This is a genomic window from Mesorhizobium marinum (assembly GCF_040813675.1).
Classification (GTDB): Bacteria; Pseudomonadota; Alphaproteobacteria; order Rhizobiales; family Rhizobiaceae; genus Mesorhizobium_K; species Mesorhizobium_K marinum.
The window spans coordinates 382874-395293 of sequence record NZ_JBFOCI010000003.1 but is presented as its reverse complement, the minus strand read 5'-3'; the positions used below and the strand labels follow the sequence as shown (position 1 = coordinate 395293).

The following is a 12420-nucleotide window of genomic DNA, read 5'->3' as shown; positions in this document are numbered from 1 at the left end:
CATCTCGGGAGACATGCCCTGTCCGATGTCGGACCCGCGGGGCGTCGCCGCCTTAGCCTCGTCTGTTCCGGCACTAGCGGGTCGCACGGAATCGCCGCTTGATCTACCCATGGGCCGCCTCCCTCTTGAGGCAAATCTAGCGACCCGCTACCTAAACCGCAAGTTGTAAAAGCCTGTCGACAAGTCGATCGGCCGCGTCCGGGATGACCGTCCCGGGCGGGAAGATTTCGACCGCGCCGGCCTTGCGCATGGCATCGTGGTCCTGGGGCGGTATGACGCCGCCGGCGATGATGGCGATCTTGCCTCCGCCGAGCCTGTCGAGTTCGGCGCGCAGTTCGGGAATGAGCGTCAGGTGTCCGGCCGCGAGCGAGGACGCGCCGACCACATCGACGTTGCGCTCGACGGCGAGCCTGGCGATTTCGGCAGGCGTCTGGAACATTGCCCCCACGGTCACGTCGAAGCCGAGGTCGGCGAAGGCGGTCGCCACGACCTTCTGGCCGCGGTCGTGGCCGTCCTGGCCCATCTTGGCGATCAGGATGCTCGGGCGCGAGCCGGTCTTCTTCTCGAATGCCTCGACCTTTTCCGCCACGCGGTCGGCGACCGGGTTCTCGCCGAGTTCCTTCCGGTAGACGCCGGAGATGGTCTGGACGGCTGCCACGTGCCGGCCGAAGGCCCTTTCCAGGGCCAGTGAAATCTCGCCGACCGTCGCATGGGCGCGAGCGGCCCGGATCGCGAACTCGAGCAGGTTGCCGTCCCCCTGCGCGGCCTTGGTCAGCGCGTCGAGCGCCTGCTCGACGGCTGCGACGTCGCGGGTGCCCTTGAGCATCTGCAGCTTGGCCAACTGGCGCGCGCGAACTTCCGCGTTGTCGACCTTGAGCACATCGACGGCGATGTCCCTTTCGGGACGCCATGCGTTGACGCCGACCAGCACCTGGCTGCCGGAATCGATACGCGCCTGGGTGCGGGCCGATGCCTCCTCGATGCGGGCTTTCGGGATGCCCTTCTCGATCGCCGCAGCCATGCCGCCAAGCGCCTCGACCTCCTCGATATGGGTCATCGCGCGGGTGGCGAGGTCGTGCGTCAGCCGCTCGACATAGGCCGAGCCGCCCCAGGGGTCGATCATGCGAACCGTGCCTGATTCCTTCTGCAGGATTAGCTGAGTGTTGCGCGCGATGCGTGCGGAATGATCGGTGGGCAGCGCGAGCGCCTCGTCGAAGGCATTGGTGTGCAACGACTGGGTGTGGCCCTGCGTCGCCGCCATCGCCTCGATCATGGTCCTGACGATGTTGTTGTAGGGGTCCTGCGCGGTCAGCGACCAGCCGGAGGTCTGGCAATGGGTGCGCAGCGACAGCGACCGCGCGGACTTCGGCTCAAAGTTCTTCTGCACGAGCGCCGCCCACAACAGCCGTGCGGCGCGCAGCTTCGCGACCTCCATGAAGAAGTTCATGCCGATCGCAAAGAAGAATGACAGCCGCGGCGCGAAATGATCGATGTCGAGCCCGGCTGCGAGCCCCGCGCGACCGTATTCGATGCCGTCGGCGATGGTGTAGGCAAGCTCGAGGTCCGCCGTCGCGCCGGCTTCCTGCATGTGGTAGCCGGAAATCGATATCGAGTTGAACTTCGGCATTGATTTCGAGGTGTAGGCGAAGATGTCCGACACGATCCGCATCGAGGGTTTCGGCGGATAGATGTAGGTGTTGCGGACCATGAACTCCTTGAGGATGTCGTTCTGGATGGTTCCGGCGAGGTCCTTTTGCGCGACGCCCTGTTCCTCCGCCGCCACGATGTAGAGCGCAAGAACCGGCAAAACCGCCCCGTTCATGGTCATCGACACGGTCATTTCGCCGAGCGGAATCCGGTCGAACAACTGGCGCATGTCGAGGATCGAATCGATTGCCACGCCGGCCATGCCGACGTCGCCGGCCACGCGCGGATGATCGCTGTCGTAGCCGCGATGCGTGGCGAGGTCGAAGGCGACCGACAGCCCCTTCTGCCCGGCCTCCATGTTGCGCCGGTAGAATGCGTTGGATTCCTCCGCCGTCGAGAAGCCGGCGTACTGCCGGATCGTCCACGGCTGCTGGACGTACATGGTCGGGTAGGGGCCGCGGATGAAGGGGGCAATGCCCGGCCATGTATCGACGAAGCGCAGGCCTGCGAGGTCGCGCTCGCCGTAGGATCGTTTCACGGCGATGCCTTCCGGGGTGTCCCATGCCGGTCCTTCGGCGGGTCTTGCCCGAATGCCGGCGTCCTTCCAGTCGATCGTACGGAAATCCGGAATCACGACGACGCTCCGATGGCTTCCTCGATGCGCAGGCTGTCGAGCTTCTCGCAGAAGGCGGCGCCTTCCGTCGGCAGGGGGCGTCGTTCGGCAGCCAGGGTTTCGACGGGGCGCTCGTTGGCGAGCTGGTAGACGGTGGCGCCGACGATCTGGCTGCCGCCTTCACGGTACCGCAGCAGGCGGGCGTCGCTGGCTGCGCCGATCCGTCGCTGCAGATGTCCCGCGGCGAGGCACTCCAGGATGCCGCCTTCACGCTCGATGAACTGGAACTCCGCCCACGCCCGTTCGCAAAGCGCGTCCGTCAACGCTTCGATGCTGCCGGCGCCCGCCGCCGGATCGGCGACGAAGTCGAGATGGCTCTCGGAGGCCATGACGAGTTGCGTGTTGCGCGCGACGCGCCGGGCGAAACCCTCAGGCAATCCGTGCGCGATCGTATGCGGAAGCACCGAAATCGAATCCGCGCCGCCCACCGCCGCGGCGAAGCAGGCGATGGCGCTCCGCAGGATGTTGGTCTCCGGATCGGCCGTGGTCATCATGCGCCACGAGGTCTCGGCATGGATCGTCGCCGGCGAGGCGGGGATGGAGCACAGCTCAAGCATCCTCGCCCACAGCCGGCGCAGCGCCCTGATCTTGGCGATGGACATGAACTGGTCCTGGTCGATGCTGACGGCGAAGCCGATATGCGGGGCGGCATAGACCAGCGCCTGCCTGGCGTCCTCGAACAGCCTGAGATGGGCTGCGGCCGAAGCCAGCGCCGCGCCGAGTTCCTGGGCCTCGGTGGCGCCGGCATTGTGGTAGACGCGTCCGTCCGCCTCCAGCAGGACCCCCGGCACCCCGACCGCGAAGAAGTGAGCCAGCGATTGCGGCATCGACGCCTTGAGCGCCTCGATGGTCATCGACAGGCGGCCCGTGCCGGCGAAGATCGCCGCCGGGTCGATCCCGAACGACAGGCTCAGCTTCGAGGGATCCGCGCGCTGCGCGGTCAGATAGGCAACGAACCAGTCGGCCATCGCACGGCTGGCGGGGTGGACGTCGAGTCGCAGATGCACCCGGCTGAGGGGCACGCCCTCAAGAACCGTTGCGAGGGTTTCGGGGGCGGCCGGAAGGCCGTAGCCGAAGGCGTTCGGCGCGCCTTCGAACACCAGCGCAAGGCCGGTTGCGCCCTGCGCGACATCCTCGAGGGCCTGCCTGTTGGCGCGGGCCGGGTCGGGATCGTCGATGCGCTGCGCGGCCAGCCAAGGAAGTTCCGGACGTCGGCGCGCGATCAGGGCCGGGTCGGCGACGCGCTCGTGGATAGGTTGTATGGCAATACCGTCATCGCTGTGCGACACCAGCGCATCTTCGAAAGCCGCGCTGCCGATGGTTTTTTCGGCAAGCGAACGCCATCTGTCGCGGCTTGCTGCCGGAAACTCGATTTCGCCGAGCACCCTGGCCAGATTCATGCCAATCCTCGTTGCGGCTTCGACATCGCCCGAGTGTCGACGTCACGACTGCCTAGGGGCTTGTGGCGGGTTCCGCCCTGAGGGTCAAGCTTTGCCATTGTCGCTATGGGGCACCGCAACTATACGTTCTGGGAGATGCGCGGACTATCCGCGGCGACCGGAAGCGGAGAAGCGGGCATGGCCGACGACACCAGCATTTTCATCGGGGCAAGCCGGAAGCCGGACGACAGCTACCAGAAGCCGGAAAACCTGCTTCTGCGGTACGGCAACCGGCATGGTCTCGTCACCGGCGCCACCGGCACCGGCAAGACGGTGACGCTGCAGATACTGGCGGAGGGCTTTTCCAACCAGGGCGTTCCGGTGTTCTGCGCCGATGTTAAAGGCGACCTCTCCGGCATCGCCATGATGGGTGAGGCCAAGGACTTCCTGCTTGCCCGGGCCGAGACGATCAAGCTTGATCCCTACGAATTCCAGGAATTCCCCGTGATCTTCTGGGACCTGTTCGGCGAACAGGGCCATCCGATCCGCGCCACCGTCACGGAGATGGGGCCGTTGCTGCTGTCGCGGTTGATGAATCTGTCGGATGCGCAGGAAGGCATCCTCAACATCGCCTTCAAGATCGCCGACGAGGAAGGGCTGCTGCTCCTCGACATGAAGGACCTGCAGGCGCTGCTCGCCAACATCGCCGCGCGGGCCGACGAGATCAGCGCGCGCTACGGCAACGTGACCAAGCCGTCGGTCGGCGCGATCCAGCGCAACCTGCTCGTCCTCGAGCAGCAGGGCGGCCAGAACTTCTTCGGCGAACCGGCGCTGCGCATTTCCGACATAATGCGCACGACGCGCGACGGACGTGGCGCCATCAACGTGCTTGCGGCCGACAAGCTGATGATGAATCCCCGCCTCTATTCGACCTTCCTGCTGTGGCTGTTGTCCGAACTGTTCGAGGAACTGCCGGAAGTCGGCGACCCCGACAAGCCGCGGCTGGTGTTCTTCTTCGACGAGGCCCATCTGCTGTTCGACGAGGCCCCGCGCGTGCTTGTCGACCGGGTCGAGCAGGTGGTTCGACTGATCCGCTCCAAGGGCGTCGGCGTCTACTTCGTCACCCAGAACCCGCTCGACGTGCCCGAGACGGTCCTGGCGCAGCTCGGCAACCGCGTGCAGCATGCGCTCAGGGCCTACACGCCGCGCGAGCAGAAGGCGGTGAAGACCGCCGCCGACACTTTCCGCCCGAATCCTGATTTCGATTGCGCGAAGGCAATCACCCAGCTTGCGGTCGGCGAGGCGCTGGTGTCGACGCTGGAAGCCAAGGGCATTCCTTCGATGGTACAGCGCACGCTGGTCCGGCCGCCGGCCTCGCGCATGGGACCGATCACGCCGCAGGAGCGGTCACGGCTTATCGCCGAAAGTCCCGTCGCCGGCCAATACGACCAAGCCGTCGATCGCGAATCCGCGTTCGAGATACTTCAGAAAAAGGCTGCCGAGGCGCAGAAGGCCCAAGCCCCGGAGCAACAAGGCGAGGGCGGCTCCCGCTGGACGCTGCCGGATTTCGAGGACAGCCCGACTACGACGGGCGGCGCAAGCAGGCGCAGCCCTGGACGACCGGCGCCAAGGCCGCGCGCGCCGCGTCCGTCGAACCGCCAGACGGTCACCGAGGCGGCGATCAAGTCGGTCGTGCGATCGGTCGGAAGCTCGCTTGGCCGCGCCCTGGTGCGGGGCATCCTGGGCAGCCTCAAGAAGGGGTATTGAGGCGTTCGGCGACGGTCAGGACAGTCCGATGCCGTGCGTCACCAGGATCGGCGCCTTGCCGGGAACGCGATCGTAGAGATCGATGATGTCCTGGTTCATGAGGCGAACACATCCAGACGACACCGATTTGCCGATCGAGTTCCACTCCGGCGACCCGTGCAGGCGATAGAGCGTGTCCTCGCCGTTCTGGAAGATGTAAAGCGCACGCGCGCCGAGCGGATTGGTCAGGCCGGGCGGCATGCCGCCGTTGTCGGCGCTGTATTTCTCCAGGTCCGGCTGACGCGCGATCATTTCCGCCGGCGGCGTCCATTTCGGCCATTTGCGCTTCCACTGGACATTGGCCCGCCCCGACCATTCGAAACCCTCGCGACCGAGGCCGACGCCGTAGCGTATCGCCTCGCCGTTGCCGAGGACGAGGTAGAGGAAGTGCTGCGAGGTATCGACGATGATGCTGCCGGCCGGTTCGCCGGTTGGATCCGGCACGACCTGGCGCAGGTAGCGGCGATCCATGCGCTCGATGGGAACGGCCGGAATGTCGTAGCCCTCGTCGGTCATCGGCCCGTACATGGAGACATAGCTGCCAAAGGATGCGTCAAGTCGCTGAGGCTGCGGCTGAAGTTCCGGTTCCGGCTCGACCGTCACGCAGGCGGACAGACTGAAACTCGCGGCGCCGACCGCCGCGAGGCTGAGAAATCCGCGTCGCGAAAGGCGGTCGCGGGACGAGGGGAGAATTGACATCGGAATTCTTGCTCTTCGTTCGACGATGGGACGGCGCCCGTGACGGCGCTGCCCTGTTAAGCGATGAGCGGATAGACGGTTCCAAATCTGGTCTCAGCATGCGCAAAGAAAGGCGAAGCTGTGACGGTGGCGCGCTGTTGCCATTCGGCAACCGTGACGATCCGTCAGGCGCCGGCGAGGAGGCCGTCGAGGTTCGGCAGGGTCAAGGATGGCGGCAGGTCGGGATATTCGTCCGGCTGGCCGGTGCGATTGATCCAGACGGTGCGGAAGCCGAAACTGGTTGCGCCGGCAATATCCCAGCGGTTGGACGACTGGAACGAAACAGCTGACGGCTCAAGACGCCAGGCGGAAGTGACGAGGCGGTATGTCGCGGGATCGGTCTTGAACCGGCCGATCGCATCCACGGAGAATACCGCGTCGAAGACATGGTCCAGCGATGCGGAAACGATCGCTGCCTGGAGCATGGCCGGCGACCCGTTGGAGAGGATCGCGACTTTCGCGCCGCTCGCCTTGAGCTCTCTGAGTACGCCCGGCACTTCCGCGTAGCAGTCGAGCGAGGAATACGCGGCCAGAAGGTCGTTGCGGAGCCGCCGGTCGACCGAGGGAACTTTCTCCAACGCGAAGTCGAGCGCCTGCTCGGTCAACTGGCGGAAGTCCGCATAGGCTCCCATCAAGGTTCGAACCCAGCTGTATTCGAGCTGCTTGGTGCGCCATATTTCGGACAGTGTGGCGGCTTGCGGGCCGACCGCTCCGGCGTGGCGACCGACCGCAGAGTGCACGTCGAACAGTGTGCCGTAGGCGTCGAACACATAGGCTGAATGGGTCATCGTCCCTGCCGCTAGCGAAGTGCCGCTCATACGTGAACCGCCATCAAGCCACAGGCCTGGCCTCGCCGAAACAGAAAATTGCCCCGTTGACGCGAGGCAATGAAATAATGTCATTACCGCCTACGGCAACAGACGGATTGCTTCGATGACACTGGCGGCACCCGCGCAGACGACGACCTGGACCTATGTCGATGGCGATTGGTACGAGGGCAATGTACCGCTCCTCGGGCCGCGCAGCCATGCCATGTGGCTGGCTTCGTCGGTCTTCGACGGCGCGCGGTGGTTCGAGGGCGTCGCGCCCGACCTCGATCTCCATGCGGCCCGCGTCAATGCATCCGCGATCGCCCTCGGCCTCAAGCCGACCATGACGGTCGAGGAAATCGTCGGGCTCACCTGGGAAGGCCTGAAGAAGTTCGACGGGCAGACGGCAGTCTACATTCGCCCGATGTACTGGGCCGAGCATGGCGGCTACATGGCCGTTCCGGCCGATCCGTCGTCGACGCGGTTCTGCCTGTGCCTCTACGAAGCGCCGATGATCCCGCCGTCCGGCTTCTCCGTCACCGTTTCTCCGTTCCGCAGGCCGACCATCGAAACGATGCCGACCAACGCCAAGGCGGGCTGCCTCTACCCCAACAACGGCCGCGCCATTCTCGAGGCCAAGTCGCGCGGCTTCGACAACGCCCTGGTTCTGGACATGCTGGGCAACGTCGCCGAGACCGGACTTTCCAACGTCTTCCTCGTCAAGGACGGGCATGTCATGACGCCCGCTCCGAACGGGACGTTTCTTTCCGGCATCACGCGTGCCCGCACCATCGCCCTGCTCGCTGGTTATGGCTTCCAGACGTCGGAACGGACGCTCTCGGTTCGCGATTTCCTGGACGCCGACGAGATTTTCTCGACGGGCAACCATTCCAAGGTCGTTCCCGTTATCCGCATCGAGGATCGCGACCTGCAGCCCGGACCGGTCGCCAAGAAGGCGCGCGAACTGTATTGGGAGTGGGCGCATTCGACGCCCGCCGCTTGACGCCCTAGATATCAGTGGTGTCGCGGTAGCGGGCGATAGTTATTGAAACCGCCCGGCCAACGAAGCCGGGCCAGAATTTAAGAGGAGTACGACCATGGCCTTTGAACTGCCCCCATTGCCCTACGACTACGAGGCGCTGCAGCCCTATATGTCGAAGGAGACGCTTGAGTACCACCACGACAAGCACCACAAGGCCTACGTCGACAACGGCAACAAGCTGGCCGCCGAGGCCGGCATGGAGGGCCTGTCGCTGACGAAGATCGTCAAACAGTCCTACGGCAAGAACGCCGGCCTCTTCAACAACGCCGCCCAGCACTACAACCACATCCATTTCTGGAAGTGGATGAAGAAGGGCGGCGGCGGCAACAAGCTGCCCGGCGCGCTCCAGACGGCGTTCGACAGCGACCTGGGCGGCTACGACAAGTTCAAGGCCGACTTCATCGCGGCCGGCACAACCCAGTTCGGCTCGGGCTGGGCCTGGGTCTCCTTCAAGGACGGCAAGCTGTCGATCTCGAAGACGCCCAACGGCGAGAACCCGCTGGTTCACGGCGCGCGCCCGATCCTCGGCGTCGACGTATGGGAGCACTCCTACTACATCGACTACCGCAACGCCCGGCCGAAGTATCTCGAGGCGTTCGTGGACAGCATGATCAACTGGGATCACGTGCTGGAAATGTACGAAGCCGCACGCGGCTGATTTTCAGAAGCCCCGGTTCGCCGGGGCTTCTTTTTTTTGCGCCACCACTGACCATCACGAAAGCGTGAAGCAGAGTTTGGGTTTTTCGGCCCGGCTTTTTCGTTAGCGTCTCGTGACTCCACGATCCGCAAACCCCCGGAGGGACTTATGAGAAAGCTGATCTTCGCCATCTCCGCCTTGGCGCTCGCCACGTCGGCGTCATTCGCCGATCCTCAGGAAGAGCGCGAGGCGCTGATGAAGGCGAACGGCCGCGCCATGGGAGCGCTGAGCGCCTATGTGAAGGGCGAAAAGCCATTCGACGCCGCCGACGTGCTCGCGCAGTTGAACAAGATTTCCGAGGATGCGCAGAAGATGGACGCTGCGATGCTCTGGCCGGCCGGCAGCGCGACCGGCAATTCCGAGTCCTCGCCGAAGATCTGGGAAGACCCGGCAGGGTTCCAGGCCGCGATCGACAAGTTCAAGACCGACGCCGCGGCAGCGGCGGCTGCACCACCTGCTGACGTCGACGCACTTAAGGCGTCGATGGGCGCTGTCGGTTCCAATTGCGGCACCTGCCACGAGGCATTCCGCATCAAGAAGGGCTGATACCTGGCCTCCATGAAGAAGCTGATCGGCGTCGCGCTGGTTCTGGGTGGCGTCGGGGCCGCCGTCATGTCGCTGGCGTCGGCGCCGGTGCGACTCGGGGGCGAGGTGCTGGCGTCGCTCGGCTCCGGCGATCCGGTGCGCGGCGAACGCATCTTCTGGGCCGGCGGCTGCACATCGTGCCATGCCCGACCGGATGCCAAGGGCGATGCGCGCCTGGAGCTTGCGGGCGGCATGAAGCTCGTGACGCCGTTCGGCACCTTCGTACCACCCAACATTTCCCCCGATACCGAGGCCGGCATCGGCGGCTGGTCGGTGGAGGATTTCGCCAATGCGATGATGCGCGGCGTCGCGCCGGACGGCAGCCATTACTACCCGGCCTTTCCCTACACCTCCTACGCGCGCATGCAGCCCTCAGACATTGCCGACCTGCATGCCTTCATGAAGGGCTTGCCGGCGGTGTCCGACAGGCCGCCGGACCACGAGCTTTCCTTTCCGTTCACGATCCGGCGCGGTCTCGGCCTCTGGAAACGCCTCTACCTGAACGATGAGCCTGTGATCGCGCTGCCCGCCGACGCACCCGAAACCGTGGCGCTCGGCCGCTATCTGGTCGAGGGACCCGGCCATTGCGGCGAATGCCACACGCCGCGTGGCGTGATCGGCGGGACCGAAAAGGCGCGCTGGCTTTCGGGCGCAGTGGCCGCCGAGGGTGACGGCATCGTGCCCAACATCACGTCAGGCGAGGGCGGCATCGGCGACTGGTCGGCGGGCGACATCGCCGCCTACCTGGAAACCGGCTTCACGCCGGATTTCGATTCGGTCGGCGGTTCGATGGCCGAGGTCCAGCGCAACATGGCGCGCTTGCGCCCCGAGGATCGGGACGCCATCGCCGCCTATCTGAAGACGGTGCCGCCGCATCCCAACGGATACCCGGCGCGGACCAAACCGAAAGGCTAGGCTTCTCGCCCGTTCCGTCAGGGGTTGCCGTCGACGGCGCCGGCGACCTTGATCGCGAACGCGTAGACGTAGGCGATCTCTTCCAGCCGCGAGAAACGGCCCGACGCCCCGCCGTGCCCCGAATCCATGTGGATCTTGAACAGCGCGGGGTTCGCGCTCGCGCTCCTTGCCCGCAAGCGGGCGATCCATTTCGCCGGTTCCCAGTAGGTGACGCGCGGGTCGGTGAGGCCGGCGACCGCAAGGATCGGCGGATAGTCGAGGGCCGCCACGTTGTCGTAAGGCGAGTAGGCAGCGATCGTCAGGTAGTCCTTCTCCGAGGCGATCGGGTTGCCCCATTCCGGCCATTCCGGAGGCGTGAGCGGCAGCGTGTCGTCGAGCATGGTGGTCAGCACGTCGACAAAGGGCACCTCGGCGATGATCCCGCCGAAATGCTCCGGCGCCATGTTGGCGACAGCGCCCATGAGCATGCCGCCGGCCGACCCGCCCTGCGCGACGATCAGGTGATGCGACGTATATCCGGCCGACACGAGGTGGCTGGCGACGGCGATGAAATCGCGGAAGGTGTTGGCCTTCTTCTCGCGCTTGCCGTCCTCATACCAGGCGAAGCCCTTGTCCTTGCCGCCACGCACATGGGCGATGGCGTAGACGAAGCCGCGATCGACCAGCGAAAGAAGATTGGTGTTGAAGGCCGCGGGAATGCTGATGCCATAGGAGCCATAGCCGTAGAGCAGCGCAGGAGCCGAGCCGTCGAGCGGGGTGTCGCGGTGATGGATGAGCGAAACCGGCACCAGTTCGCCGTCATGCGACGTTGCCATCAGCCGCCGCGTGACGTAGCGGTCGGGATCGTGCCCCGACGGAACCTCCTGGGTCTTCAGAAGCACGCGCTGGCGTGTCCGCATGTCATAGTCGAAGACTTCCGCCGGCGTGGTCATGGACGAATAGGAGAAGCGCATGACGTCGGTGTCGTATTCGTAGGCGCCGAGCAGGCTCAGCGAATAGGCTTCCTCGTCGAATGCGATGGCGTGCTCCTCGCCGCTCGCACGCTCGCGCACGACGATCCGCGGCAGCCCGTCCTTGCGTTCGAGCCGGACCAGGAAATCGCGGAAGGCGAGGAGCGACAGGATGAGGCGGCCGGGCTCGTGTGGCACGAGGTCGATCCAGTTCGCGCGCACGGGGTCGCCAACGGGCGCGGTCGCGATCTTGAAGTCCTTGGCGCCGTCGGCATTGGTGAGGACGAAGAAGATGTCGCCGCCTTCCTCGAGCTCGTATTGCAGTCCGGTCTCGCGCGCCGCGACGAGGCTCGGCGTCGCGGTCGGGTCATCCGTGCGCAGCAGCCGGATCTCGGACGTCTCGTGGTCGTTGATCGAGATGAAGATCCAGTCATTCCTGCGCGACCCCGCGACGTCCATGAAGAAGCCGGGGTCGCCTTCTTCATAGACAAGGCGGTCATCGGCCGGGTCGGCCCCGAGCGCGTGAAAGAAGAGTTTCGACGGACGGTGGTTCTCGTCGACGCGGGTGTAGAGGAAACCGTCGTTGCCGGCGTTCCAGACGCCGCCGCCGCTGGTGTCGCTGACATCGTCGGCGAGGTCGCGGCCCGTCTCGATGTCGCGCACGCGCAGGCTGAAGAATTCCGAGCCCTTGTCGTCGAACGACCAGAGCAGGCGCTTGTGGTCCGAGGAATGGTCGCAGCTGCCGATGCGGAAATAGGCCTTGCCTTCGGCCTCGGCGTCGCCGTCGAGAACGATCTCCTCGGTCCCGCCTTCGCGCGGCGTGCGGAAGAAGCGCGGCTGTTCGCCGCCGACCCGAAACGAGGAGCCGTAGGCAAACGGCCCGTCCTTCATTGGGACCGACGAATCGTCTTCCTTGATGCGCCCCTTCATCTCCTCGAACAGCTTTTTCCTCAGGGCGGCCGTGTCTGCCATCATCGCCGACTGGTAGGCGTTCTCGGCCTCGAGGTGACTGCGGATTGCCGGATCGAGCGCCGAAGGGTCCTTGAAGACTTCCTGCCAGTTGTCGGCGCGCAGCCAGGCGAACTCATCGACGCGGGTGATGCCGTGCCGCGTATCATCGACGGGCCGCTCATCGGTGGCAGGGTGTGCGATTGCCGGAAATCGTGGGCTCTGGGTCAT

The 12420-nt window shown here is 65.2% G+C and carries 10 protein-coding genes; 5 read left to right on the top strand and 5 right to left on the bottom strand.

Features of this window, described 5'->3' with window-relative positions:
• Nucleotides 1–151 precede the first annotated feature (151 nt).
• A complete protein-coding gene (scpA, locus tag ABUE31_RS12760; RefSeq protein ID WP_437344116.1) occupies nucleotides 152–2281 on the bottom strand; it encodes a methylmalonyl-CoA mutase in 2130 nt (709 codons plus the stop codon).
• The gene (locus ABUE31_RS12755; RefSeq protein WP_367723980.1) at nucleotides 2278–3720 is read right to left on the bottom strand and encodes a methylmalonyl-CoA mutase family protein; all 1443 of its coding nucleotides are present in this window, start codon (nucleotides 3718–3720) and stop codon (nucleotides 2278–2280) included. The genes scpA and ABUE31_RS12755 overlap by 4 nt, the downstream gene beginning before the upstream one ends.
• Before the next feature lie 177 nt (nucleotides 3721–3897).
• On the opposite strand from ABUE31_RS12755, the gene ABUE31_RS12750 reads away from it, so the two are divergent.
• Entirely contained in the window at nucleotides 3898–5466 is a 1569-nt protein-coding gene (locus ABUE31_RS12750; RefSeq protein WP_367723979.1) for a helicase HerA-like C-terminal domain-containing protein, read from the top strand.
• Nucleotides 5467–5481: 15 nt separating this feature from the next.
• Here ABUE31_RS12750 and ABUE31_RS12745 read toward each other — a convergent pair whose 3' ends face one another.
• Together ABUE31_RS12745 and ABUE31_RS12740 are read right to left on the bottom strand one after the other, a co-directional pair.
• Nucleotides 5482–6204 (bottom strand): L,D-transpeptidase, encoded by a 723-nt coding sequence (locus ABUE31_RS12745; protein WP_367723978.1) that lies wholly within the window; start codon nucleotides 6202–6204, stop codon nucleotides 5482–5484.
• Nucleotides 6205–6368: 164 nt separating this feature from the next.
• Nucleotides 6369–7031, bottom strand: coding sequence for a haloacid dehalogenase type II (locus tag ABUE31_RS12740; protein ID WP_367723977.1), 663 nt, complete (start codon nucleotides 7029–7031; stop codon nucleotides 6369–6371).
• Nucleotides 7032–7176: 145 nt separating this feature from the next.
• Here ABUE31_RS12740 and ABUE31_RS12735 point away from each other — a divergent pair, with 145 nt between their 5' ends.
• The 4 genes from ABUE31_RS12735 to ABUE31_RS12720 all read left to right on the top strand — a co-directional run bounded on the left by ABUE31_RS12735 (nucleotide 7177) and on the right by ABUE31_RS12720 (nucleotide 10291).
• The gene (locus ABUE31_RS12735) at nucleotides 7177–8055 is read left to right on the top strand and encodes a branched-chain amino acid aminotransferase (RefSeq protein ID WP_367723976.1); all 879 of its coding nucleotides are present in this window, start codon (nucleotides 7177–7179) and stop codon (nucleotides 8053–8055) included.
• Nucleotides 8056–8149: 94 nt separating this feature from the next.
• A complete protein-coding gene (locus ABUE31_RS12730; protein WP_367723975.1) occupies nucleotides 8150–8752 on the top strand; it encodes a superoxide dismutase in 603 nt (200 codons plus the stop codon).
• A gap of 147 nt (nucleotides 8753–8899) precedes the next feature.
• A complete protein-coding gene (locus tag ABUE31_RS12725; protein ID WP_367723974.1) occupies nucleotides 8900–9337 on the top strand; it encodes a c-type cytochrome in 438 nt (145 codons plus the stop codon).
• 3 nt (nucleotides 9338–9340) lie between these two features.
• Nucleotides 9341–10291: a c-type cytochrome gene (locus ABUE31_RS12720; protein WP_367724175.1), complete on the top strand. Its 951-nt coding sequence runs from the start codon at nucleotides 9341–9343 to the stop codon at nucleotides 10289–10291.
• Between the two features lie 17 nt (nucleotides 10292–10308).
• Here the strand turns inward: ABUE31_RS12720 and ABUE31_RS12715 are convergent, their stop codons facing one another.
• Entirely contained in the window at nucleotides 10309–12420 is a 2112-nt protein-coding gene (locus ABUE31_RS12715; protein ID WP_367723973.1) for a S9 family peptidase, read from the bottom strand.